Raw genomic sequence first — 21,603 nt, 5'->3', positions numbered from 1 at the left:
TTGTATGTCTGCTAAAGGCGTCTCTCTGTGTGTGGAAGCAACCTTGCGGTCCATGCCGGTAAACCATCCGCGCAAGCGCTGCGCGATGCGGCGATCCAGCCGACGGCGTGGTGAAGCGAAATGGGGTGGTTGGGCCTCGCCTGGATGTCCAGAAACGATGGCCGCCTAACTTGCTGGCCTACTGCGATTTCAGAAAGTTCGACTTTTTCAGTCGTATTTTCTGGACAATCTCGTGGCCGAATACGCAGTGTAGGAGAGAAAACGCGAAAATGTGACCCTGTGGTCACTTTACTTTCGCTCAGGGGCATGCCGTACAATTGCCTGACTGCCTCGGCGCTCGCCGGGCGGTACTTTTTTAGAATTTGGGGATGACAATGGACGTCGAACAGATCCTGGTGCTGCAGGCCAGTTACCGCAACCCGATGCATGCCGAGGCGATTGGCCTGGTGCTCGACCATTATGCCCGCGACCCCATGGGTGGCGGTCAACCGCTTGATCCGCAACTGCTGGCGCAATTGCCGCAAGAGTTGGCTAAGCGCCCCCATGCCTTCAGCGTACTGGCCTTTGTCGATGGCCAGCCTGCGGGGCTGGTGAACTGTTTCGAAGGATTTTCCACCTTTGCCTGCCGACCGTTGGTGAATATCCATGACGTCTCGGTGGTGCCCGCGCATCGCGGTAAAGGCCTGAGTCACAAGATGCTGGCCAAGGTCGAGGACATCGCCCGCCAGCGCGGCTGCTGCAAACTGACGCTGGAAGTGCTCGAAGGCAATCTGGCAGCCCAGGGTAGCTACCGTGGATTCGGTTTCGAGCACGCCTGCTTCGACCCGGCCTATGGCGCCATGCAGTTCTGGAGCAAGGCGCTCTAAGTTAGCGTCAGCTGGCAGGTAACAGCGACGAATGATGACTGTTGATCAGCCAGCGCCCACCTTCCAGGCGGTAGGTAAATGAATAGCGCGCGGGTACCTGTTCGCCGGTTTGGGCCAAGGTAAAGGTGTAAAGACCCGATAAGTTCGCCATGTTGCAGCCCAGGGTGACATGGTGGGTATCAAGAGCACCGGAAGGTTGCTTGCTGAGGAATCCCTTGAAGTAGTCGATACGGCTTGTTGCGCTCAGGCGTGGCTCACTGGACAGGGTAGGTAACAGAATAGCGTCATCGCTGTAGAGTGCTGCGACTTGCTGCGGCTCACCGCTTTGCAGGCTATTGTTCCACTGGCTGAAGAGCTCGAGGACCTGGGCTTCGCTGACCAGCACACAGTTCGATGCCTGTACGGGGAATGAGACGATGGCCAGTACGGCAAGGGGCAATAACAGGGTGGGGTGTTTCACGGGAGAGTCCTTTCGATAGAAGACGCTCACAGCGCCTGGGCCCTCAATGTGCAGCAATGCCACAGTGGGCAGCATAGAGACTAACTTCCCTTGGAAGGTCAGGCAGGTGTGACTTTGTCGCCCGCCTGGGCTTGCTGCAATTGCTGGCTCAACTGCGCCACTTGCTGCCGGAGCTGGTCACGCTCTTCGCGCAAGCGTCGCAGCTCATCCCGGTGAACCGTCACGTAGAGGGTCTGGGGCGGCATTTTCGGTAGAAGAGTTGCCATTGCATACCTCGCGAAGGGCTGGTCGTTGTTACAAGCGTAGCCGCTCGATCGGGCGAGGATTCTGAGTTCTTTTTCCAGTCATGGGAACTTTTTTGTTTCCCGCTGTCTTGCCGTTCGTCGATGAACCAAGCAGACGCAGGCTGGACTAACCTTCAAGGCCTGAACGGTCAGTTTTCATCAGTTAGGGGAGCATCGGCACATGCAACTGGGAATCGTCGGGCTGGGCCGCATGGGCGGCAATATTGCAAGACGCTTGATACGCGGTGGCCATCGTACGGTGGTGCATGATCGCGATCATACGCTCGTGCAGACCCTGATGGGCGAGGGCGCCAGCGGTGCGCACGATCTGGGCGCCCTGGTAGCCAAACTGGAAAAACCGCGCGCAGTCTGGGTGATGCTGCCGGCCGGCGAGCCGACCGAGCAGACCATTGCTCAACTGGCTGATCTGCTGGATGTCGATGACGTGATCATCGATGGTGGCAACACCTTCTACAAGGACGACATCCGCCGTGCCACCGAACTGGGCAAACGTCAGTTGCACTATATCGATGTCGGTACCTCGGGCGGTGTCTGGGGCCTGGAGCGCGGCTACTGCATGATGATCGGCGGCGGGAAAGCCGTTGTCGAACGCCTCGATCCACTGTTCGCCACGCTTGCCCCCGGCGTCGGTAATATTCCCCGCACCCGTGGGCGCCAGGGGCCGGCCGGGCGTGCCGAGCAGGGTTATATCCACGCAGGCCCGGCAGGTGCAGGGCACTACGTGAAGATGATTCATAACGGTATCGAATACGGCTTGATGCAGGCTTACGCCGAGGGCTTTGACATCCTCAAGAGCAAGGGTAGCGAGGCCTTGCCGGCCGAGCAGCGCTTTGATCTGGATGTGGCCGAGATCGCCGAGGTCTGGCGGCGCGGCAGCGTGGTCACCTCCTGGCTACTGGACCTGACCGCTGATGCTCTGGTGGCCGACCCGCAGCTCGGTGACTACAGCGGCGCGGTGGCAGACAGTGGCGAAGGGCGCTGGACCATCGATGCCGCAGTGGAGCAGGCGGTACCGGTACCGGTGTTGTCCAGTGCCTTGTTCGCGCGTTTTCGCTCACGCCAGCAACAGGGCACCTACGCTGACCGGATGCTTTCGGCCATGCGCTTTGGCTTTGGTGGTCATGTCGAGAACAAAGCCGAATGAGCAACATACCGATCGAAGCTGCACCGCCTTGCACGCTGTTTCTGTTCGGCGCCAATGGCGACCTGGTCAAGCGCCTGTTGATGCCGGCCCTCTACAACTTGAGCCGCGACGGGCTGCTGGATAAAAACTTGCGTATCGTTGGGGTGGACCACAATGCCGCCAGCGACGCTGAGTTCGGCGAACGCCTGGAAGCCTTCATGCGCGAGCGCGACAACGCCAGCCAGGGCGACAACTGTCTGGACGAAAAGCGCTGGAGCCGCTTGGCCAAACACATCGGCTACCAGACTGGCGACTTCCTCGACGACGCCACCTATCAGGCCATTGCCCGGCGCATCGAGAAGAACCCCAGCGCCAACGCGGTGTTCTACCTGGCCACCTCGCCACGCTTTTTCAGCGAGGTCGTACAACGCCTGGGCGCAGCCGGGTTGCTCGATGAAAGCGACGGCTTTCGCCGGGTGGTGGTGGAAAAACCCTTCGGCGCAGACCTTGCCAGTGCCGAGGCGCTCAACGCTTGTCTGCTCAAGGTCATGAGCGAAAAGCAGATCTACCGTATCGATCACTATCTGGGCAAGGAGACAGTGCAGAACATCCTCGTCAGTCGCTTTTCCAACGGCATATTCGAAGCGTTCTGGAACAATCACTACATTGATCACGTACAGATCACTGCCGCCGAGACTGTCGGCGTGGAAAGCCGCGGCGCCTTCTATGACAGCACCGGCGCCCTGCGCGATATGGTGCCCAATCACCTGTTCCAGCTGCTGGCCATGGTTGCCATGGAACCTCCGGCGGCGTTCGGTGCCGATGCGGTACGCAGTGAAAAAGCCAAGGTGATCGGCGCCATTCGTCCGTGGTCGAAGACCATGGCCTTGAAAAACTCGGTGCGCGGTCAATACACCGCAGGCAAGCACGGGCGCAAGCAGCTGCCTGGCTACCGCGAAGAGCCGCGGGTCGACCCGGACAGCCAGACCGAAACCTACGTAGCCTTGAAGGTCATGATTGATAACTGGCGCTGGGTCGGTGTGCCGTTTTACCTGCGCACGGGCAAGCGCATGAGCGTGCGCGACACGGAAATCGCCATCTGTTTCAAGCCGGCGCCTTATGCGCAGTTTCGGGATACCGAGGTTGAGCGGCTGCAGCCCAACTACCTGCGCATCCAGATCCAGCCGAACGAAGGCATGTGGTTCGACTTGCAAGCCAAGCGTCCGGGGCCGGCCTTGGCGATGGAGAACATCGAGCTGGGTTTTGCCTACAAGGACTTCTTCAAGATGCAGCCTTCCACGGGCTACGAGACCTTGATCTATGACTGCCTGACGGGGGATCAGACGCTGTTCCAGCGAGCCGATAACATCGAGAACGGCTGGCGTGCAGTGCAGCCGTTTCTCGAGGCATGGAAGGACGGCGGGGAAGTGCAGCCCTATGCCGCAGGTGAGGATGGCCCGGCGGCGGCCGATGAGTTACTGGCCCGGGATCGGCGGGTATGGCATCCGATTGGTTGAGGCCAAAAACACATCGCGGGAGGACCTTACAGCCAGTAAGTCACCGCCCACCACCCCAATCCGCCCATCACCGCGGTGTACGGCAACGCCATCCACACCATCCGCCCGTACGACAGGCGAATCAACGGCGCAATCGCCGAGGTCAGCAGAAACAGGAAGGCGGCCTGGCCATTGGGTGTGGCTACGCTTGGCAGGTTGGTGCCGGTGTTGATCGCCACCGCCAGGGTCTCGAAGTGCTCACGGCTCATATGACCGTTGAGGAACGCCTGTTTGACCTCGGTGATGTAGATAGTGGCGACGAACACGTTGTCGCTGATGGCCGAGAGCAAGCCATTGGCAATGAACAGCATGCCGGGTTGCTGATCAGCCGGCAGCGCCAGCACCCACTGGATCAGCGGTGTGAACAGCTGCTGGTCATGAATGACCGCTACCACCGCAAAGAACACCACCAGTAGCGCGGTGAACGGCATGGCGTCCTGGAAGGCGCGGCCCAGGCGGTGCTCGTCGGTGATGCCGGTAAAGGCGGTGATCAGCACGATCACCAGCAGGCCGATCAGGCCCACTTCAGCAATGTGCAGGCCCAGGCCGATAATCAGGATCAGCGCTGCCAGGCCTTGTACCCACAGGGCGGCACGCTGGTACACGGTGCGCTGGGCATCGTCTTCGGCGGCATAGGTGGCCAGCACCTGGCGCACGTTGTCCGGTAGCAAGGTGCCGTAGCCAAACCAGCACAGTTTCTCCAGCAGCACACAGGTCACCAGGCCTGCGGCCAGCACCGGCAGGGATACCGGGGCAACCTTGAGGAAGAATTCGCCGAAGTGCCAGCCCATCTCATGGCCAATCAGCAGGTTCTGTGGCTCGCCAACCAGGGTGCAGACGCCACCCAGCGCGGTACCCACGGCGCCATGCATCAGCAGGCTGCGCAGGAAGGCGCGAAACTGTTGCAGGTCCTCGCGTTGCAAATGGGCAATGTGCTGATCGCTGTCCAGGTCCGACTCTTCCCGTGGGTTGGCCCCCGAGGCGACCCGGTGGTAAACCGAGTAGAAGCCGACCGCTGCGCTGATGATTACCGCGGTAACGGTCAGGGCATCGAGAAACGCCGAAAGGAAGGCCGAGAGAAAGCAGAACAGCAACGCCAACAGTGCCTTGGAGCGCACACCCAGGAGAATCCGCGAGAACAGGAACAGCAGCAGGTCCTTCATGAAGTAGATGCCAGCGACCATGAACATCAGCAACAGGATCACCGGGAAGTTGTGCTGCAGCTCGTCATACAGCGCCTGGGGCGTGCTCATGCCCAGCAGCAACGCTTCGGCCACCAGCAGGCCGCCAGGCATCAGCGGATAGCATTTGAGGGCCATCCCCAGGGTGAAAATGAACTGGATCACCAGCACCCAGCCGGTGACCACCGGCCCGAGTGTGAACAGCAGCACCGGGTTGAGCAGCAGGAACAGGCATAGGGTGGCCTTGTACCAGCGGGGCGACTGCCCGAGGAAGTTATGGGCCAGGGCGCCGGCCAGCGAGCGGGACATGAAAATGTATCCTAATGATTCAACAGGAGCGCAAGGTGCCGGATACAGGCGGTCAGATCAAGGTAAAAGTCCCGGTTTTGGCACAAGCGCGGCCTTCGGCCACGCGAGTGCCTTGATATAGTCCTGCGATTATCCTCGCCGCCTTCAAGGAGAGCACCGTGACTGAGTACCAGGCATTCAAGGTCGAACTCAACGACAACATCGCCCACGTCCAGATCAACCGCGCGCAAAAGTACAACGCGATGAACGCGGCGTTCTGGAGCGAAATCGTCGAGATCTTCAAATGGATCGATGACACCGACGCGGTACGTGCGGTGGTCATCAGCGGGGCGGGCAAACACTTTTCTGCAGGCATCGACCTGATGCTGTTGGCCTCGGTTGCCAACGAGCTGGGCAAGGACGTGGGCCGCAACGCCCGGCTGCTGCGCCGCACCATCCTGCGCATGCAGGCCTCCTTCAATGCCGTGGACAACTGCCGCAAGCCGGTGCTGGCAGCGATCCAGGGCTACTGTATCGGTGGCGCCATCGACCTGGTCTCGGCCTGCGACATGCGCTACTGCAGCAAAGACGCACAGTTCTCGATCAAGGAAATCGACATGGGCATGGCTGCCGATGTCGGCACCTTGCAACGCCTGCCACGGATCATCGGCGATGGCATCATGCGCGAGCTGGCCTATACCGGGCGCACGGTCGAGGCTGACGAAGCCCTGCGCATTGGCCTGGTCAATCGGCTCTATGACGACTATGAGGCATTGCTCGAAGGAGTCTTTGCCATTGCCGGCGAAATTGCGGGAAAATCACCTATTGCCGTGGCCGGTACCAAGGAAATGCTCAGCTATATGCGCGATCACCGTATCGACGATGGCCTGGAGTACATTGCCACCTGGAATGCCGCCATGTTGCAATCCACCGATCTGCGGGTGGCCGTGGCTGCCCACATGAGCAAACAGAAACCTGAGTTCGCCGACTGATTGCAGCGGCGGACCCGCGCAAGGAACCGGAACATGGCTGTGCGTTGGACCACCGCGGTACTGGACACTCACCTCGCTGGCGGCTGGGCGGTCGCCCGCTGCAGCGAGGGTTTCCTGGTCGATGACAACGGCGCGCTGTTCCCGCGAGACTGGCTCAAGCGTCAGGAGCTGGACGTGCTGTTCGAACACGGTATTGGCCATTTAGATGGCCAGCCGGTATACCTGCTCGAACTCAGGAGCGCGCAATCGGTGGCCGGATGCAGTTGGCGCGGGCTGCGCCAGTTCATGCTCGAAGGTGACTTCGATACCTACAAGATCCTCGGCTACGCCGCGCAGATCGCCACCTGGGCCCGAGAGCACCGGTTTTGTGGCAGCTGTGGCCAACCCATGACCCAGATCCACCTGGAGCGGGCAATGCACTGCCAGCCCTGTGACCTGCGCAGTTACCCACGCATTTCGCCGAGCATGATCGTGCTCATCACCCGCGGCGACGAAATTCTCCTGGCCCGTTCACCGCGCTTTGTCACCGGGGTCTACAGCACCCTGGCAGGTTTTGCCGAGCCTGGGGAGTCGGCCGAGGACTGCCTGGTGCGCGAGGTGCGCGAAGAGGTGGCGATCGAGGTGAAGAACATCCAGTACGTCGGTAGCCAGTGCTGGCCGTTCCCCCATTCGATGATGCTCGGCTTTCATGCCGAGTATGCCGCTGGCGAGATCGTCATGCAGGCGGACGAGATCGAGGACGCGCAGTGGTTCCGGGTCGATGCGCTGCCGCCGTTGCCAGCGGGGCGCTCGATTGCCCGTTACCTGATCGATCTCTATGTGGCACGGCGCTTAGGGTTGGCCGAACCAGTGCTGCCACGCTAGGCGCACGGTCAGCGCCAGGACCACGGTGATGAACACCGGGCGGATGAACTTGCTGCCGCCGCTGATGGCGGTACGCGCGCCGAAGAAGGCGCCGACCATCAGCGCCGAACCCATCGACAGGCCTACCAGCCAGTCGACCTGACCGGAAAAGATGAACACCGACAAGGCTGCGGCGTTGCTGACGAAGTTCATGCTGCGGGCCACCCCACTGGCCTTGACCAGGTCGATGGGGTAGAGCAGCAGGGTGCTGACGGTCCAGAACGCGCCGGTACCAGGGCCTGCCACACCATCATAGAAACCCAGGGTCAGGCCCTGGGGCAGTTGCCACTTCTTTTTCACCGGCACATCGGCATCCAGCGGCGCCTTGGGCGTGCCGCCGAACAGCAGGTAGACACCGCAGAGGAAGACGATCACCGGCAGCATCTTGTTCAGCCACTCCGCCGGAAGGTAATGCGCGACCACCGCGCCGATCAGGGCACCGACGAAGGTGCCGGCCAAGGCGTGGCGCCACTGGGCCGGGTGGAACAGCTTGCGCCGGTAGTAGGTGAAACCGGCGGTGGCCGAGCCAAAGGTCGAACTGAGCTTGTTGGTGCCCAGCACCAGGTGCGGCGGCATGCCGGCGGTGAGTAGCGCCGGGGTGGTCAACAAGCCACCGCCACCGGCGATGGCATCGATGAATCCGGCAACAAAGGCAACGGCGGCGAGAATGGCGAGGGTGGTCAGATCTACGCTAAGTTCGAAAGGCATGGCATGGACTTAATCGGTTGGGCGCAGAAGGGGCTGCGCCCGAAGGTCGATATGGTAATGGAGATCAAGGCTGTCTGTCAGGGCATGCTGCGCTCAACCGGGTAATACCCCGTGCAGCACCAGCCGGGTGATGCTGGCCACGGCGCTGTCCAGCTCGGCATCGCGAGTCTTGCCCTTGTGTGCGTCAGTGCTCAGGTGTGCGCCGAAGTTGGCGTAAGCCTGGGTGGTTGCCCACAGGCTGATCAGCAGGTGCCGGGCGTCGACTGCAGCCAGCTGGCGGTTGTCGATCCACTGCTGCAGGCAAGCCACACCCTGCTGGATCTCATCCTGCAGGCGCTGGGAGTGGGCGATGGGCAGGTGCCGGGCGCCATGCATCATTTCGGCGACAAAGACCCTGGCCGCCCAGGGCCGTGTCCGGATGATCCTGAGTTTGGCACGGATCATGCGATCCATGGCCTCAAGCGGGTCGTTTGCCGGGCGCAGATGGGCAAAGGCGTCCAGATAGCGCTGGGCGACGCTGTCGAGTACCTGTTGGTAGAGGTTTTCCTTGGAGTGGACGTAATAGTTGACGTTGGCCTTAGGCAAACCGCTGAGCTCGGCCACTTCGCTCAGGGTGGTGGCGGCAAAGCCTTTGCGGGCAAAGGCTTTCGCTGCGACGCGTAAAATCAGGGCGCGATTGCGACGCCCTGGTTCATTGGGCGTTTTCTCCACCCGTTTGTCACTGACATAGGATGCGCCACCTGGCGTGCCCGCAGGGTCCTGATACGGCATGTTTTCCATCTGCGGTCTCGCCCGGCCTCGTTATGTATATCGCAATATACAAAAATATATAGCGGTAGGGGTAAGCTTTCCGTAAGCGGGAAGCGCTCAGCGGTCGGGTTGAGGTTCTTGTCACATTCTGCGACAACGGGCCGCACCCCGAAAATAAAGGGATACAGACGTGCGCAGCGATAGGCGCTGGAACCTTGGCAGAGCACCATGACAAAATGTCGCGCTTTTTCGACAGGCCTCGTGCGCGAGGCGCAACACCTTCCCAAAAGGATGGTTACATGACTGATTTACTGACCCGGCGCCAGGTCATGGCCGGGATCAGCCTGCTAAGCCTCGGCGTTCTGGCAGGTTGCGACCCCCGCTCCGGTGGCGCGCTCGACTTCAAATACGGCAAGGACATGAGCAACCAGATCCTTGGTCGCTCTTTCAAACTCAAGGATCCCCAAGGCAACGAACGCACTCTGTCCAGCTTCTGGGGTTCGATGCCGATGGTGTTCTTCGGCTTCACCCAGTGCCCGGCGGTGTGTCCGACCACCCTGGCGCGCGCGGCGCAGATCAAGAAGCTGATGGGCCGCGACGGTGGTTTCCTGCAAGTGGTGTTCATCAGCCTGGACCCTGAGCGCGACACCCCCGAGGTGCTCGATGCCTACGTCAAGGCCTTCGACCCCTCGTTCGTGGCGCTGTCCGGGACCCTCGAAGAGACCGCCGCGGCCGCCAAGGAATTCGGTGTGTTCTACGAGAAGGTACCCAGTGGCGATACCTACACCATCTCGCACACTTCGACCAGTTACGTCTTCGATTCCCGTGGCCAGTTGCGCCTGGGACTGTCCCATTCACTGACCGCCAAAGAGTGTACGCAAGACCTGCTCACGGTCATGGAGGTATGTTGATGCGTTACCCAGCCCAACCGTTCAAACGCACCCTGGCCGCCCTGGCCCTGATCGGCCTGGCGCTGCCGGCCATGGCCGACACCAGGGTCACAGATGCCTGGGTTCGCGCCACCGTGCCGCACCAGCAATCCACTGGTGCCTTCATGGTGCTCACCGCCAGCAGCGACAGCAAGCTGGTGGACGTGCAATCACCGGTGGCCGAGATCGTCCAGGTGCACCAGATGACCATGGACAACGACGTCATGGGCATGAAGCAGGTGCACAGCATCGATTTGCCTGCTGGCAAGGCGGTGAGCCTCGATCCCAACGGTTATCACGTGATGCTGATGAAGCTCAAGCAGCAGATCAAGGAAGGGGAGCAGGTACCCCTGACCCTGGTAATTGAAGACGCCAAGGGCGAGAAGCAGACCCTTGAGCTCAAGGCGCCGGTACGTGCCCTGAATGCCGAAGCCACGCACGGTCACGCGCATATGCATTGACCGCTTGCTGACAAGTACTAAAGCCAGGCTGCTGTCAAGGACGGCAACCTGGTTTTTTTGTGTGCGGCGTAAAAATATTGCGTCGTATTAGCATTTATTTCTCATATACAAATCGTTACCATTTACTTCCTTATTTACAATCTTTACAAAAAAGGAACACATGGTGGCATTTTCGCGCATTCGCCCGGCCTCCCTTTCCGTGCTGAGCGTGCTGGTTGCTCCAGCATTGCAGGCCGAAACCCTGGCCATTCCGGCAACCTCGGTCAACAGCAGTTACGAAGAACAAAGCTACAAGGCCAGCGAAAGCAAAAGCGCGCTGAAAATCGACGCACCGCTGCGCGACATACCGCAGACGGTCAACGTCGTGCCGCAAAGTGTGATCAAGGACCAGGGCGCGCAGTCGATGGAAGACGTGCTCAAGAACGTGCCCGGCATCGGCCTGTCCAACGGCGATGGCCAGCGCGACCAAGTCACCATTCGTGGTTTCAGCGCCATTGGCGATATGTATGTCGATGGTGTGCGTGACGACGCGCTGTACTACCGAGATCTTTCCAACGTCGAGCGGGTGGAGGTGATCAAGGGCCCGGCGGCGGTGCTTTATGGGCGTGGATCGTCGGGCGGTCTGATCAACAGCGTGAGCAAGAAGCCTAACTTCAGCCCGGTGCACGAAGTCGGAGTGAGCTTCGACAGCGAAGGCAAGCGCCGTACCCAGTTTGATGCCGGTTGGGCCGACCAACAGCAAGGTGACAAAGCGTTTCGTATTACTGGGGCCCTGGAAGACAGCGACACGTTCCGCGATGACGGCTACATCGACCGCAAGGCCATCGCGCCGACCGCCTACTTCAAGCTGTCCGACGACCTCGACCTGACCGTGGGCGCCACTTACCTGTATGACAAGCGTCTGATCGATTTCGGTATTCCAGCCCTGGGCGATCGCCCGGTGGATGTCGACCGCGACAAGCGTTTCGGCGCTGCCGATCCGGACGATGACTACGTCCGTAGCGAAGTATTCTCCTTTACTGCTGGCGTTGATTATCGTCTGAATGACGACTTCACCCTGAGCAACACCAGCCGTTACTACCACTACGATCTGGATCGCAATAACACCCTGGCCGACTCCAGCCCCACGCGCTTTGTCACCGCCGCCAATGGCGAACTGCTGGTCAAGTTGAATCGCGGCAATGTGCAGCGCACCGAAGATGGCTGGTTCAACCAGACCGAACTCAAGCATCAGGCACAGCTGGCCGGGATGAACCATAACCTGCTGTACGGTGTGGAATTGGGCCGCCAGGTCAAGGACCAATCGGTGTTCAGCCAGAGCAATGTGGCCCGGGTGCCGGTATTCCGTGATGCCCTGGTGGATGTGCCGTTCCAGGCCAACCGTCAGACCGCCAAGGGCACCACTACCCAGGACACCGCCGGTTTCTACGTTCAGGACTTGATCGAGCTGGCACCGCAGTGGAAGGCCCTGGTCGGGGTGCGCTACGACGTCTTCGACCAGGAATACGCCGACGACCTCAGCGGCGCCGATCTGTCGCGTACCGACACCACCTGGAGCCCACGCGTCGGCCTGGTGTTCCAGCCGGATCAGGTTCAGTCCTACTACGTGTCTGTGAGCCGTTCCTACCAGCCGTCTTCCGAAGTGTTCGCCTTGAGTGGCGCCAACCAGGGCCTGGAACCGGAAGAAACCACCAACTATGAGATCGGTGCCAAGTGGGATCTGCTCGACAGCCGCCTGGCGGTGACCGCAGCTCTGTTCCGTCTGGAACGCACCAACATGAAAACCACCGACCCGGCCAACCCGGCCAGTCTGGTGCTGGCGGGTGAGCAGCGTACCGACGGTTTCGAAGCGACGGTCAGTGGCCAGTTGACGGACAAATGGCAGGTGTATGGTGGCTTTGCCTTCCTGGATGCGGAAATCACCAAGTCCAACAGCCGCACCAATGGTGTGGCCAACGAAGGCCAGACGCCGACCCTGACCCCACGTACCAGCGCCAACCTGTGGCTGGTTCGCTCCCTGACCGAGACCTGGCGGGTGGGCATGGGCGCCAACTATGTGGATGAGCGTTACACCGCCCTGGACAACGTGGTAGTGATGCCGTCCTACACCACGGTGGACGCAGCCTTGCTGTACAACCAGCCGAAGTGGGATGCGGCGCTGCGCTTGCGCAACGTCTTTGACCGCGACTACTACGCCTCGGCCCATGGCTCTGTCGACCTGATCACCCCGGGCGCTCCACGCACCTTGGAGCTGAGCACCAGCTACCGCTTCTGAGGCTAACGCTTGCGTCGCCTGCCGGTGATCATCGACAACGGCAGGTTTTCCTTCAGGCGCAGGCTTTCGAGCCCGGCCGCGGCGATATGTACACAGACCAGCACCAGCAAGGTGTCGGCCATGTACTCATGGATATCCCGCGGCAACTCTTCGCCCCAGAAGTAGTCCACTTCCTCCAGCAGAAAACCGCTCAGGCCCAGACCGATCATCAGCACCAGCATCAGTACCATGACCAGCGCACCAAGCGGGGAATGGCCCAGGCGGTGGTAGTTTTCGCCATTGAACAAGGTATGCAGGTGCCACTTCAGCCTTGCCGGGGTCGGCCAGAAGTCTTTCCAGCGCGCCGCTGGCGTGCCGAGAAAACCCCAAACCGTGCGGATCAGCACAATGGCCACGGCGTAGTAGCCCAGCCAGCGGTGCCAACCATCACCTGCTTCGGTAAAGAAGTAACCACCGACAAAGGCCAGCACCAGCGACCAATGGCAGAACCGCACCAAAGGGTCCCAGAGGCGCAGGGAGGTGTCGTTCACTTCACTCGATCTCTTCTTTCACTTTCTTGCCTGTGACTGGATCGAAGTAGATCTCGACTTTGCGTTTGTCCTTGTCCCAGCCATAGATCTCGTAGCAATTGCCATCGGTGATCTTGAACTTCTTGATCTCGTAGCCCTGATTTTTCAGGTCTTGCTGGAAGTTGTCCGGATCCTGCCACTGGACCTTGTCGGCCTTGGAACATTCGGTTTTGGCGAGCGCCAGTGGGCTGGCGACGAGCAGAGCAACAAGCAGAAGATTACGCATGACGAGTCCTCGTGATCGTGGGTACACGCGGCAGCACAGCCATGAAGCCAGATTGAGCTTATGCCAGAGATGGCGACTTCGCGAATGTTTCGCCAATCCGCTCGAGCATTCAGGCGCTGTTCAGCGGAAACGCGGCAGGGGGCGCTCGACCCTCAGCGAGGTCAGGGTCTTCTTGACCAGTGCTTCGTCGGCTTCCACCGCCTTGAGGCTGGCGCGAATCCTGCCGGCGACCGGTACGTCGCCCTGGCGGTCGATCCAGTCGGCAATTTCCTTGCAGGCCGAGGCCAGCGTGGCTTGCCGGTGGTCGATCAGGGTCAGTAGCGTGGTGATGTCTTTTTCGGACATGGTGCAATCCTCCTTTCGGCGAATTCAGTGTAGCAGTGCCCGTGGAATCTGCCCTCGCCAGGCAGACCAGCAGTCAGCGGCGCGGTTGTGACAGGCGGGAGCCTGACGTACTATCCTTGCCAGCAAGCGATACTCCGCATACTTATAACCAATTCCTCAGCGCACACGCTTCCACTCAGGCCCGATGGGCGTGGGTGCATTATGCTGGGCGCAATTTCGCGCCCGGCGTCTGCAATCGATCTGGAGTAACACCCCACCGATGAATACACCCGTGGATGCGCGAGCCGGCAGCTGGCTCAGTGTGATTGCTTTGGCCTTGGCGGCTTTTATCTTCAACACTACCGAGTTTGTGCCGGTAGCCCTGCTCAGTGACATTGGCGCCAGTTTCCAGATGCCCACCGCCCAGGTCGGCCTGATGCTGACTATTTACGCCTGGGTAGTGGCCCTGGCCTCGCTGCCGATGATGCTGCTGACGCGCAATGTCGAGCGGCGCAAGTTGCTGATCGTTGTGTTTGTGTTGTTTATCGTCAGCCATTTGTTGTCCGGGGTGGCGCAGAGTTTCGCCATGCTGTTGCTCAGTCGGATCGGGATTGCTTTGGCGCACGCGGTGTTCTGGGCTGTTACCGCGTCTTTGGCGGTGCGGGTGGCACCGCCAGGGCAGCAGGCCAAGGCGCTGGGGCTGTTGGCGACCGGCACGACGCTGGCGATGGTGATGGGTATTCCGTTGGGCCGGGTGGTGGGGGAGGCGCTGGGCTGGCGCACTACTTTTCTGGTGATTGCCGGGGTGGCGCTGGCGACTTTGATCTGTCTGGTCAAGTCGCTGCCGTTGTTGCCCAGTCAGAATTCGGGCTCGTTGCGCAGTGTGCCGGTGTTGTTCAAGCGCCCGGCGCTGGTGACGGTATATGTGTTGGTGGCGCTGGTGATTGCCGCGCAGTTCACGGCTTACAGTTACATCGAGCCGTTTTCCTTGAATGTCGCGCAGATTGGTGGCGAGCTCACCACTGTGCTGCTGTTGCTGTTTGGCGGCGCCGGGGTATTCGGCTCGGTGCTGTTCAGCCGCTACAGTGAGCGCTTCCCCAGCGGGTTCCTGGTGGCTGCGATTGCGGTGCTGGCGATCTGTCTGCTCCTGCTGCTGCCGTTGTCGGGTGACTTTGGCTGGCTCGGCACCCTGAGTGTTTTCTGGGGGATTGCGATCATGTGTTTCAGCCTGGCGTTGCAGTCGAAGGTGTTGGTGCTGGCGTCTGATGCGACGGACGTGGCGATGGCGATATTTTCCGGGATCTATAACATTGGCATCGGGGCGGGGGCTTTGATCGGTAGTCTGGTCAGTGTGCACATGGGGTTGGCCAATATCGGGCTGGTCGGTGGAGCGCTGGCGCTGGTGGGGTTGGTGTTGTGTGGGGTGACGACGTATAGGTTCGCCCGGGCAGGTTGACTGTGCGGACGAATCAAGATCAAGCGCACAGTTCGCTTCGCTGTTGTTTTTTGCGGCGTCAGCTTGGGTTTAGGCCACGCTCTTCAAAATAGGTTTGCAGTACTTCTGCGCCGGCATTGCTCCAGGCCAAGGCAATGTAGCTGTCCGGTCGTATGAGGTAGACGGCATCGCGCATCAGGCCCGCAGCTTCATGGGCTTCGCTCCAGATGAATACGTCTACTGGTATGCCGCGCTGGCTGCACCATTGCACCAGGCTGGCGCTGACTGCGCCGTATACCTGTACTTGCCAGCACATTCGATTAAGACCACTGAAATTGTCGCGCCCACCTTCCGCCACCCAGGGCAGGCGATCGCCCCCCTGGAGCTGGCCGGCGTTACCGGTGCTCAGGGGCATATAACGATAGTTGAGGGTGATCTGCGAGACGGTGCGAAAGAGAAATTCGCGGGCCGATTTGAAGGCCACTAGCCGAGGGATCAACCGCGGTGTCAGGCGGGTGCGCAGCAGAGCGGCCAGGCGGCCATCGGCGGTGACGAAGTTGAATACCTGGTCGGTGGTGGACACCAGGCGCTGGGCAAAGGCGCTGCGTTCGATTTCGTAGGTGGCCAGCAGGCTGGCTTGGGCTTTACCGCGCAACACGCTGGCAAGTTTCCAGGCCAGGTTGATGGCGTCACCAATGCCCGTGTTCATGCCCTGGCCACCCGCAGGGCTGTGGACGTGGGCGGCGTCGCCCAGCAGGAAACCACGCCGGTGGCTGAAATGTCCCGCCACCCGGTGGTGCACGCGGTAGGTGGAAAACCAATTGACCTGTTGCACCTGCACTTTGAGGTGTTCGATGGCCCGCTGGCTGACGTCTTCGAAGCGCAGCTGCTCAGGGTGCTCGGCACGTTCGTCGCGTACGGTGCCGATCAGCCGCGCCCGGCCGCTGCCAGCCAGGGGAAAGACCGCGAGGAAGTCTGCGTCGTCCAGGTCTACATGCAGTTCGCCGTTGAGTGCAGGGCCCGAAGCCTGGACGTCGGCGACATAGAAGACTTGCTGGTAGGTACCCCCGGGAAAGCCAATGCCCAACACCTTGCGCACGGTGGAGTGGGCGCCGTCGCAACCGGCCAGGTAGTTCGCTTCGCAGTGTTCTTCCAGGCCGTCGGCGCGACGCAGTTGAGCACTGACTCCCTGGGCATCCTGGTTGAATCCCAGCAGCTCAGTCTCGCGTTCTACCTCGACACCAAAGGCCTGCAGGCGCTCGATCAGCAGTTGTTCATGCTCATCCTGAGGGAAGATGTGCAGGAAGGGGTAGGGCGTAAACTCGGCGCCGATAGTGCTGAAGGGCAAGCGCGCTGCCGCTTGGCCTTTTACCCAGAGGTTGGCCGCCGGCACCCGGTGGCCGTGTTCAAGGATGGCCGCCGTCAGGTCCAGCTGACGATACAGCTCCAGGGTCCGCGCCTGCACCGCCAGGGCGCGGGAGGTGGTGCCAGGGCTGGCGGTCCTGTCGATGATGCGCACCTTGACGCCCAGCTTGCTCAGCCACAAGGCCAGCACCAGCCCGGTAGGGCCGGCACCAATGATCAATACCTCACAGCGCTTCATCGCAAACGCTCCTCAGCGCTGGGCGAACGCCAGGTTCAGGCCCAGGCCGGCAAAGATCACGCCGCTGCCGGGAATCAGCACGACGATCAGGGAATGGACGAGAAAATCCAGGCTCGGCATTGTAGTGCGCTCGTGTCCATCGGTCAGAAAAGCATAGTACTCGCCGCAGCTTGGTAAAGACAAAATTCTGCAGGCAAGGTGCTAAAAAGTTTGTTTTTAATGTTTTGAAGAATGACTGGAAAAGAAAAATAGTAAAGACAGTGTTTTAAGTGGATACCCTTGGCTCCAAATAAAGTTGAGTTGTATGTTGGATTTTTAACAGGGCTTGGGAAAGGGGCATGCTCCACTTGCCGTGGTCTGTGTGCAGATGACTAATGTTATTAGTTGCGGGTCGCAATAATTACAAAAGCGTTCATGTTGTTGATTAAACAAGGTTGTATTAAAAATGATAATCATTTGCGTGTAATTTGAAGGGCTTAACGGTGCTTGCGTAACGTGGGATGTGATCTAGGATCCAATATTAAGGCGTGTTGTGTTTGCTTGGCGAAATTTATTGTGATTAGGTTAGTGTAAAGCCAGTGTTACAGGGTATTGGCAAAATTTGTTATCTTTCTGATCGGAATAGTGGTTTCTGTTATTTGTAATTTCTTTCCTTGTGTCTTGGTTTTGTGTGTGGAGAGGTGTCAGAGGTGCTCGGATATTAGCGTCTTGTTCGTAATCTGTCGGAGCACTTTGGAGAAAATTTATGGACAATGAGCGAGCTCTAATAGAGCGGCTACACGACGGTGATGTTCATGCATTGGAGAGTTTAATCAAAACTCACCATGCTTTTCTTATTGCTCTCGCAACGCCCTTGGTTGGCCCAGACTCTGCAGATGATGTTGCTCAGGAAACATGGCTGAAAGCGGTCGCGGCAGTAGCTATGTTCGAGGGACGCTCAACGTTTCGGACGTGGTTGGCGAGAATTGCGATTAACGAAGCCCATTCAATAAACCGGAGAAAAGGACGAGAGATTTCATTGGATTGGTGGGGTTCTGATCATCGCTCATCTCTTGTTCCTTGGCTTGACGAAGATGGCTCTTGGGTGTCGCATCCTAAACAATGGCATCATGAGGGCCCAGAGGAGTTGTTGACCGGAGTTGAACTGCATGCCTGTATTCATAAGCAGCTGTATCGCTTGCCGGGCGCTCAGAGAAGTGTGGTTATAATGCGTGATTTCGGAGGGCTTGAGTACAAAGAAATTGCCAATGCCTTAGGCTTGACAGAGGTGAATGTGCGCGTGTTGTTGCACCGCGGGCGTCAGCGTATGCAAGTCATGCTCAGTCATTTTCAAGAGGAAGGTAGATGCTGAATGGCTACGAAACTTAGGCGTTAGGTTCTGGATCATCTTACCCAGGCATCAGGGCACGTCCCTGTGCGATAGGTAAATGTCACGATATCAATCTGCATAAGGGCTCAATGGGCGCTCCGGTATTCTTCTCTGTCTCTGATGATAGGAGAGGTTAATTTTGGCTCCATTTTATCAGGCTGTGGAAGTGCTTCGCTCGTTGAATTTACGCCAGAGGCAGTAGGCTGCTCTTTGATCATTTGCACATAGCGTTCTCCGGTGTTTTTATCGGCCTGACTTCTGACCAATACATTCTGTAGATGGAAGTTGGTCAATCGATCGCTACCGCCTTCGGCGAGCAACAATGGAGACGATTCATCGCGGGTTTGAGCGGTGCTTGACTTCTCAGCGTTATTCGCCGCTGAGGTAGCGCTACTCAAAATGGCAGCCGCAACGACTACCGACATCTTAAATATCTGTTTCATAGTGGTTTCCTCAGAATGCTCAGGGCTTGAGGCTTGCTATCCATAGACGCAAAAAAGGAGGATTTGTTACAGGTGTTCGGACTGACGGCTCCTTTCCAGTTGTCCGACGGACGCACCTTGTCTGCTGGCATGCCTATGCCTTATGGTGCTGATCGGTTTAGCCGGTCGCTCTGTAGGAACCAATTGTTATTAAGTGAGGTACTGCTTGATAAAACTGTATATCCTTATTTCGAAAAGTATTAAGCAGCAATTGAAGATTTTTTCTGCTTTTGTGCTCGGTTGGGGCGTCATGTGGGGGAGCGCTATCGCCACGCCGCTTTCTCAGAATATGCAGCAGAGCCAGAAGGGAATGCAACGCGTTAGCGACTGGCGCTCTTTGGTCACCGGATCGGCTCATCTCACTGATCACGAAAAGCTACAGCGTGTGAATGCGTTCTTCAATCGTACGATTCGTTATGGCGAAGATGTTGATATATGGAAGCAAGCTGACTATTGGGCATCACCCTTGGAGACGCTAGAAAAGGGTATGGGTGATTGTGAGGATTTTGCATTGGCGAAATTCTTCACTTTGCGGTTACTAGGGATTCCTGAGAGTCGCTTGCGTCTTGTGTACGCTACACAGTCATCAAACAAACAAGCGCATATGGTACTCGGCTACTGGGAGGACTCTGAAGCACAGCCATTGCTGTTGGATAATCTCGAAAACGGAATTCGTCCATTTGTGCAACGTGATGATTTAAAAGCAGAATTTGCATTTGATGAACTCAACTTATATAAGTTTAATCACGCAGATTTACAATTGGTTGGCAGTGTTGGCCAGTTGCCCAGCTGGTTGTCGCTCGTGCGAAGAGCAAAGCGTGAAGAGTCGGACTTAACCAATTATGTTGTGGCTGGCACGCAGTCCAATCTTCTGATCTCGGCTGTAAGATTGGAGTACTGACAGTGGTGGCCCGGGGTTTTCTCGCAGGCCATTGGCTCGGGCGTGCCTGGATGGCGGTTGCTGGTTATCTGGATTAGTATTGGATCATCATATCCAATTTAATCATGCGGAGGCTCCATGAGCCGCACGCCGAATCAAAAGCAACTGAACCTGCGCCAGGCTGAAAAAGTGCTGGCCCTGGCGCTGGCCCACGCCAGCCCGCGCGAGGCTGATGCCATCGCCGAAACCTTTGCCAGCATTGCCGAGTTCGTCAAGGACCTGGTCGGGCGTCAGCATCAGCAGACCCTGGAATCTATCGTCGAAGCCCTGGTACCCAAGGTGCCGCCGACACCCACAGCGCTCAAGGAGGCGGCGATGCTGGCACAGGCACGCACCGCGGTGCTGGAGAGCGGCGAGTGGTTGACCGCTGCGCAAATCGCCGGGCTGGCCGGGTTCAGTCTGAGCAATCCAAGCGCCCAGCCGAACAAATGGAAGCGCGAAGGGGCGATCTTCGCCTTGCGTCACCATGGTGTGGATTATTTTCCGGCCTATGGCCTGGACGCCGCCAGCGGCTACCGGCCACTGAAAGCCATGGCCCCGGTGCTAGCGCTGTTTGGCCAGGGCAAAGACAGCTGGGGCCTGGCCTACTGGTTCATGTCGGCCAATAGCTTTCTCGCAGGCAAGCGGCCAATGGACCTGCTGGCCAGCGATCCGCAACGGGTGCTGACCGCCGCCGAGGACGAGCTGCAGGCCGTTGCTCATGGCTGATACCCCGCAGCCGCCGGGCCATCTGCAGTTATCGACCTTGACCTGGGCTGCGGGCACGCCAATTCATCGGGTGCACCTTGAGCGCTATGGTGCTGTCCAGTTCAACCCAGGGCTCAATGGCAATGCGCGCTTCAGTCCGATCCGCGATGCCCATGGCCAACCAGTTCCGACCCTCTACGGCGGCATCAGTTTCGACTGTGCGGCGATGGAAACCGTGTTCCATGACGTGCCCTTTGCCGCGGGTTTGAAGACCTACGACAAAGGCAAGCTGGCAGGCCAGCAGCACTCGTTGCTGCACTGTAGCCAGGACCTGCTGTTGGTGGATCTGGGCAGCAAGGCGCTGCGCAAGTTGGGGGTGCCGCGCAAGCTGTTGATCGATACCGAGAAGGACCAGTACCCGCTGACCCGCCAATGGGCCGAGGCCATTTATCGCCAGTGCGCCGATGTCCAGGGCCTGTGCTGGACCTCGCGTCAGGACGACAGTGCGCGGGCGTTGATGTTGTTTGGTGACCGGGTAGCAGTGAACTCGCTTGCAGGGCTGGGGGAATCCCGCAGTTTGTTGCAGGACAGTGTGGCTTATTTGCAGGTACTGGAACTGGCCGAACAGATCGGCGTGCTTATCGTCGCCGGGCGCAGCAACTGATCACTCGGCCTTGGCCCGCACGATACGCCCGCTCTTGATCTCGTCGGCGTAGGCATGGAGCTTGTCCGAATCCTTGTACAGACGGTTCATCAGGTGCAGCACGGCGACGACATCGACACCGTCGATACGCTCGGCCAGTTTGCTGATCTCACCGGCAGTGCGTTCCAGGTTGGAAGCGACGCTTTTCAGGTCACGCTTGAGTTCAGCGGAGGATTTTTTCAGGCCCATGGGGGTCTCCGAGGTGTGTGTATTGAGTTGGGGCCTATTGCGGGGCAAGCCCGCTCTCATCAAACAAAATATAAGCCACTGATTCTTAAGTCTCTTAGGCTGCCACAAGCTGATACCCCAGTTTCCGGGCTTTGCGAAGCAAAGCCCGGAGTTGTCGGTCTTGGCTTCTGGCTTCAAATGCATCAAGGCCCTGTTCAACATAGGTCTGTTTCTTTGTGAGGAGTGTGTAGACCAGTCGGGCAAGTTGATGCGCTGTAGCCTTGATTGCACAGCTGGTGT

General features: G+C 58.9%; 24 protein-coding genes and 1 pseudogene. 13 read left to right on the top strand and 12 right to left on the bottom strand.

All coding sequences use genetic code 11. From position 1 onward, the window contains the following. Positions 1 to 374: 374 nt before the first annotated feature. Complete coding sequence (locus ACRESH_RS10430; protein ID WP_431741912.1) at positions 375 to 866, top strand: GNAT family N-acetyltransferase; 492 nt, start codon at positions 375 to 377, stop codon at positions 864 to 866. A 7-nt stretch (positions 867 to 873) separates the two neighbouring features. Here the strand turns inward: ACRESH_RS10430 and ACRESH_RS10425 are convergent, their stop codons facing one another. Both ACRESH_RS10425 and ACRESH_RS10420 read right to left on the bottom strand, forming a co-directional pair. Then, a complete protein-coding gene (locus ACRESH_RS10425; RefSeq protein ID WP_431741911.1) occupies positions 874 to 1,326 on the bottom strand; it encodes an SgcJ/EcaC family oxidoreductase in 453 nt (150 codons plus the stop codon). Positions 1,327 to 1,424: 98 nt separating this feature from the next. Beyond that, positions 1,425 to 1,592 carry a DUF6026 family protein gene (locus ACRESH_RS10420; protein ID WP_431741910.1) on the bottom strand — a complete coding sequence of 56 codons (168 nt, stop codon included), beginning with the start codon at positions 1,590 to 1,592 and terminating at the stop codon, positions 1,425 to 1,427. A gap of 199 nt (positions 1,593 to 1,791) precedes the next feature. On the opposite strand from ACRESH_RS10420, the gene gnd reads away from it, so the two are divergent. Beyond that, complete coding sequence (gnd, locus tag ACRESH_RS10415; protein ID WP_431741909.1) at positions 1,792 to 2,775, top strand: phosphogluconate dehydrogenase (NAD(+)-dependent, decarboxylating); 984 nt, start codon at positions 1,792 to 1,794, stop codon at positions 2,773 to 2,775. Next, positions 2,772 to 4,271: a glucose-6-phosphate dehydrogenase gene (gene zwf / locus ACRESH_RS10410; protein ID WP_431741908.1), complete on the top strand. Its 1,500-nt coding sequence runs from the start codon at positions 2,772 to 2,774 to the stop codon at positions 4,269 to 4,271. The genes gnd and zwf overlap by 4 nt, the downstream gene beginning before the upstream one ends. 26 nt (positions 4,272 to 4,297) lie before the next feature. Here zwf and nhaB read toward each other — a convergent pair whose 3' ends face one another. Beyond that, positions 4,298 to 5,800: a sodium/proton antiporter NhaB gene (gene nhaB, locus ACRESH_RS10405; RefSeq protein ID WP_431741907.1), complete on the bottom strand. Its 1,503-nt coding sequence runs from the start codon at positions 5,798 to 5,800 to the stop codon at positions 4,298 to 4,300. A 158-nt stretch (positions 5,801 to 5,958) separates the two neighbouring features. On the opposite strand from nhaB, the gene ACRESH_RS10400 reads away from it, so the two are divergent. Continuing rightward, positions 5,959 to 6,771, top strand: coding sequence for a crotonase/enoyl-CoA hydratase family protein (locus tag ACRESH_RS10400; protein ID WP_431741906.1), 813 nt, complete (start codon positions 5,959 to 5,961; stop codon positions 6,769 to 6,771). A 33-nt stretch (positions 6,772 to 6,804) separates the two neighbouring features. Beyond that, positions 6,805 to 7,635, top strand: coding sequence for an NAD(+) diphosphatase (nudC, locus tag ACRESH_RS10395; protein ID WP_431741905.1), 831 nt, complete (start codon positions 6,805 to 6,807; stop codon positions 7,633 to 7,635). On the opposite strand, the gene ACRESH_RS10390 is transcribed toward nudC, so the two are convergent. Next, a complete protein-coding gene (locus ACRESH_RS10390) occupies positions 7,603 to 8,382 on the bottom strand; it encodes a TSUP family transporter (RefSeq protein ID WP_431741904.1) in 780 nt (259 codons plus the stop codon). The two genes, nudC and ACRESH_RS10390, sit on opposite strands and share 33 nt — an antisense overlap. A gap of 93 nt (positions 8,383 to 8,475) precedes the next feature. After that, complete coding sequence (locus ACRESH_RS10385) at positions 8,476 to 9,162, bottom strand: TetR/AcrR family transcriptional regulator (RefSeq protein ID WP_431741903.1); 687 nt, start codon at positions 9,160 to 9,162, stop codon at positions 8,476 to 8,478. Between the two features lie 269 nt (positions 9,163 to 9,431). Between ACRESH_RS10385 and ACRESH_RS10380 the strand changes: the two genes are divergently transcribed. The 3 genes from ACRESH_RS10380 (at position 9,432) to ACRESH_RS10370 (ending at position 12,797) form a co-directional block, all read left to right on the top strand. Beyond that, positions 9,432 to 10,043 carry an SCO family protein gene (locus ACRESH_RS10380; protein WP_431741902.1) on the top strand — a complete coding sequence of 204 codons (612 nt, stop codon included), beginning with the start codon at positions 9,432 to 9,434 and terminating at the stop codon, positions 10,041 to 10,043. Continuing rightward, positions 10,043 to 10,522 carry a copper chaperone PCu(A)C gene (locus tag ACRESH_RS10375; RefSeq protein WP_431741901.1) on the top strand — a complete coding sequence of 160 codons (480 nt, stop codon included), beginning with the start codon at positions 10,043 to 10,045 and terminating at the stop codon, positions 10,520 to 10,522. The genes ACRESH_RS10380 and ACRESH_RS10375 overlap by 1 nt, the downstream gene beginning before the upstream one ends. A gap of 160 nt (positions 10,523 to 10,682) precedes the next feature. Then, positions 10,683 to 12,797, top strand: a complete 2,115-nt coding sequence (locus tag ACRESH_RS10370; RefSeq protein ID WP_431741900.1) for a TonB-dependent receptor — start codon at positions 10,683 to 10,685, stop codon at positions 12,795 to 12,797. A gap of 2 nt (positions 12,798 to 12,799) precedes the next feature. On the opposite strand, the gene ACRESH_RS10365 is transcribed toward ACRESH_RS10370, so the two are convergent. The 3 genes from ACRESH_RS10365 to ACRESH_RS10355 form a co-directional block, all read right to left on the bottom strand. After that, entirely contained in the window at positions 12,800 to 13,327 is a 528-nt protein-coding gene (locus ACRESH_RS10365) for a cytochrome b/b6 domain-containing protein (RefSeq protein ID WP_431741899.1), read from the bottom strand. A 1-nt stretch (position 13,328) separates the two neighbouring features. Beyond that, on the bottom strand, positions 13,329 to 13,592 hold the full coding sequence (locus tag ACRESH_RS10360; RefSeq protein ID WP_431741898.1) for a PepSY domain-containing protein: 264 nt from the start codon (positions 13,590 to 13,592) through the stop codon (positions 13,329 to 13,331). Positions 13,593 to 13,712: 120 nt separating this feature from the next. Further along, positions 13,713 to 13,937: a hypothetical protein gene (locus ACRESH_RS10355; protein ID WP_431741897.1), complete on the bottom strand. Its 225-nt coding sequence runs from the start codon at positions 13,935 to 13,937 to the stop codon at positions 13,713 to 13,715. 259 nt (positions 13,938 to 14,196) lie between these two features. Here ACRESH_RS10355 and ACRESH_RS10350 point away from each other — a divergent pair, with 259 nt between their 5' ends. After that, positions 14,197 to 15,372, top strand: coding sequence for a sugar transporter (locus ACRESH_RS10350; RefSeq protein WP_431741896.1), 1,176 nt, complete (start codon positions 14,197 to 14,199; stop codon positions 15,370 to 15,372). Between the two features lie 58 nt (positions 15,373 to 15,430). Here ACRESH_RS10350 and ACRESH_RS10345 read toward each other — a convergent pair whose 3' ends face one another. Continuing rightward, positions 15,431 to 16,954: an FAD-dependent monooxygenase gene (locus ACRESH_RS10345; RefSeq protein WP_431741895.1), complete on the bottom strand. Its 1,524-nt coding sequence runs from the start codon at positions 16,952 to 16,954 to the stop codon at positions 15,431 to 15,433. 745 nt (positions 16,955 to 17,699) lie between these two features. Between ACRESH_RS10345 and ACRESH_RS10340 the strand changes: the two genes are divergently transcribed. After that, complete coding sequence (locus ACRESH_RS10340) at positions 17,700 to 18,305, top strand: RNA polymerase sigma factor (RefSeq protein ID WP_431741894.1); 606 nt, start codon at positions 17,700 to 17,702, stop codon at positions 18,303 to 18,305. A gap of 104 nt (positions 18,306 to 18,409) precedes the next feature. Here ACRESH_RS10340 and ACRESH_RS10335 read toward each other — a convergent pair whose 3' ends face one another. Beyond that, positions 18,410 to 18,766: a hypothetical protein gene (locus ACRESH_RS10335; RefSeq protein ID WP_431741893.1), complete on the bottom strand. Its 357-nt coding sequence runs from the start codon at positions 18,764 to 18,766 to the stop codon at positions 18,410 to 18,412. Between the two features lie 205 nt (positions 18,767 to 18,971). Here ACRESH_RS10335 and ACRESH_RS10330 point away from each other — a divergent pair, with 205 nt between their 5' ends. The 3 genes from ACRESH_RS10330 (at position 18,972) to ACRESH_RS10320 (ending at position 21,096) form a co-directional block, all read left to right on the top strand. Then, positions 18,972 to 19,706 (top strand): transglutaminase-like cysteine peptidase, encoded by a 735-nt coding sequence (locus ACRESH_RS10330; RefSeq protein ID WP_431741892.1) that lies wholly within the window; start codon positions 18,972 to 18,974, stop codon positions 19,704 to 19,706. A gap of 117 nt (positions 19,707 to 19,823) precedes the next feature. Next, complete coding sequence (locus ACRESH_RS10325) at positions 19,824 to 20,453, top strand: hypothetical protein (protein ID WP_431741891.1); 630 nt, start codon at positions 19,824 to 19,826, stop codon at positions 20,451 to 20,453. Next, a complete protein-coding gene (locus ACRESH_RS10320; protein ID WP_431741890.1) occupies positions 20,446 to 21,096 on the top strand; it encodes an RES family NAD+ phosphorylase in 651 nt (216 codons plus the stop codon). The genes ACRESH_RS10325 and ACRESH_RS10320 overlap by 8 nt, the downstream gene beginning before the upstream one ends. On the opposite strand, the gene ACRESH_RS10315 is transcribed toward ACRESH_RS10320, so the two are convergent. Then, positions 21,097 to 21,324 carry a hypothetical protein gene (locus ACRESH_RS10315; RefSeq protein WP_038611853.1) on the bottom strand — a complete coding sequence of 76 codons (228 nt, stop codon included), beginning with the start codon at positions 21,322 to 21,324 and terminating at the stop codon, positions 21,097 to 21,099. Positions 21,325 to 21,418: 94 nt separating this feature from the next. Next, positions 21,419 to 21,603 (bottom strand): annotated as a pseudogene (locus ACRESH_RS10310) (IS110 family transposase); the annotation flags it as partial.

The sequence above is a fragment of the Pseudomonas sp. genome (genome assembly GCF_050739775.1).
Lineage (GTDB): Bacteria > Pseudomonadota > Gammaproteobacteria > Pseudomonadales > Pseudomonadaceae > Aquipseudomonas.
Note: the sequence above shows the minus strand (reverse complement) of the source record. Positions and strands in the feature narration are given on the sequence as shown.

What these genes read in the sequence shown, in the direction of transcription:
- ACRESH_RS10390 (WP_431741904.1), bottom strand. Translation starts at nt 8,382, where the DNA reads ATGCCTTTCGAACTTAGCGTAGATCTGACCACCCTCGCCATTCTCGCC.
- ACRESH_RS10315 (WP_038611853.1), bottom strand. Translation starts at nt 21,324, where the DNA reads ATGGGCCTGAAAAAATCCTCCGCTGAACTCAAGCGTGACCTGAAAAGC.
- zwf (WP_431741908.1), top strand. Translation starts at nt 2,772, where the DNA reads ATGAGCAACATACCGATCGAAGCTGCACCGCCTTGCACGCTGTTTCTG.
- ACRESH_RS10320 (WP_431741890.1), top strand. Translation starts at nt 20,446, where the DNA reads ATGGCTGATACCCCGCAGCCGCCGGGCCATCTGCAGTTATCGACCTTG.
- gnd (WP_431741909.1), top strand. Translation starts at nt 1,792, where the DNA reads ATGCAACTGGGAATCGTCGGGCTGGGCCGCATGGGCGGCAATATTGCA.
- ACRESH_RS10355 (WP_431741897.1), bottom strand. Translation starts at nt 13,937, where the DNA reads ATGTCCGAAAAAGACATCACCACGCTACTGACCCTGATCGACCACCGG.
- ACRESH_RS10345 (WP_431741895.1), bottom strand. Translation starts at nt 16,954, where the DNA reads ATGAAGCGCTGTGAGGTATTGATCATTGGTGCCGGCCCTACCGGGCTG.
- ACRESH_RS10370 (WP_431741900.1), top strand. Translation starts at nt 10,683, where the DNA reads ATGGTGGCATTTTCGCGCATTCGCCCGGCCTCCCTTTCCGTGCTGAGC.
- ACRESH_RS10340 (WP_431741894.1), top strand. Translation starts at nt 17,700, where the DNA reads ATGGACAATGAGCGAGCTCTAATAGAGCGGCTACACGACGGTGATGTT.
- nhaB (WP_431741907.1), bottom strand. Translation starts at nt 5,800, where the DNA reads ATGTCCCGCTCGCTGGCCGGCGCCCTGGCCCATAACTTCCTCGGGCAG.
- ACRESH_RS10380 (WP_431741902.1), top strand. Translation starts at nt 9,432, where the DNA reads ATGACTGATTTACTGACCCGGCGCCAGGTCATGGCCGGGATCAGCCTG.
- ACRESH_RS10360 (WP_431741898.1), bottom strand. Translation starts at nt 13,592, where the DNA reads ATGCGTAATCTTCTGCTTGTTGCTCTGCTCGTCGCCAGCCCACTGGCG.
- ACRESH_RS10335 (WP_431741893.1), bottom strand. Translation starts at nt 18,766, where the DNA reads ATGAAACAGATATTTAAGATGTCGGTAGTCGTTGCGGCTGCCATTTTG.
- ACRESH_RS10420 (WP_431741910.1), bottom strand. Translation starts at nt 1,592, where the DNA reads ATGGCAACTCTTCTACCGAAAATGCCGCCCCAGACCCTCTACGTGACG.
- ACRESH_RS10350 (WP_431741896.1), top strand. Translation starts at nt 14,197, where the DNA reads ATGAATACACCCGTGGATGCGCGAGCCGGCAGCTGGCTCAGTGTGATT.
- ACRESH_RS10385 (WP_431741903.1), bottom strand. Translation starts at nt 9,162, where the DNA reads ATGGAAAACATGCCGTATCAGGACCCTGCGGGCACGCCAGGTGGCGCA.
- ACRESH_RS10325 (WP_431741891.1), top strand. Translation starts at nt 19,824, where the DNA reads ATGAGCCGCACGCCGAATCAAAAGCAACTGAACCTGCGCCAGGCTGAA.
- ACRESH_RS10430 (WP_431741912.1), top strand. Translation starts at nt 375, where the DNA reads ATGGACGTCGAACAGATCCTGGTGCTGCAGGCCAGTTACCGCAACCCG.
- ACRESH_RS10375 (WP_431741901.1), top strand. Translation starts at nt 10,043, where the DNA reads ATGCGTTACCCAGCCCAACCGTTCAAACGCACCCTGGCCGCCCTGGCC.
- nudC (WP_431741905.1), top strand. Translation starts at nt 6,805, where the DNA reads ATGGCTGTGCGTTGGACCACCGCGGTACTGGACACTCACCTCGCTGGC.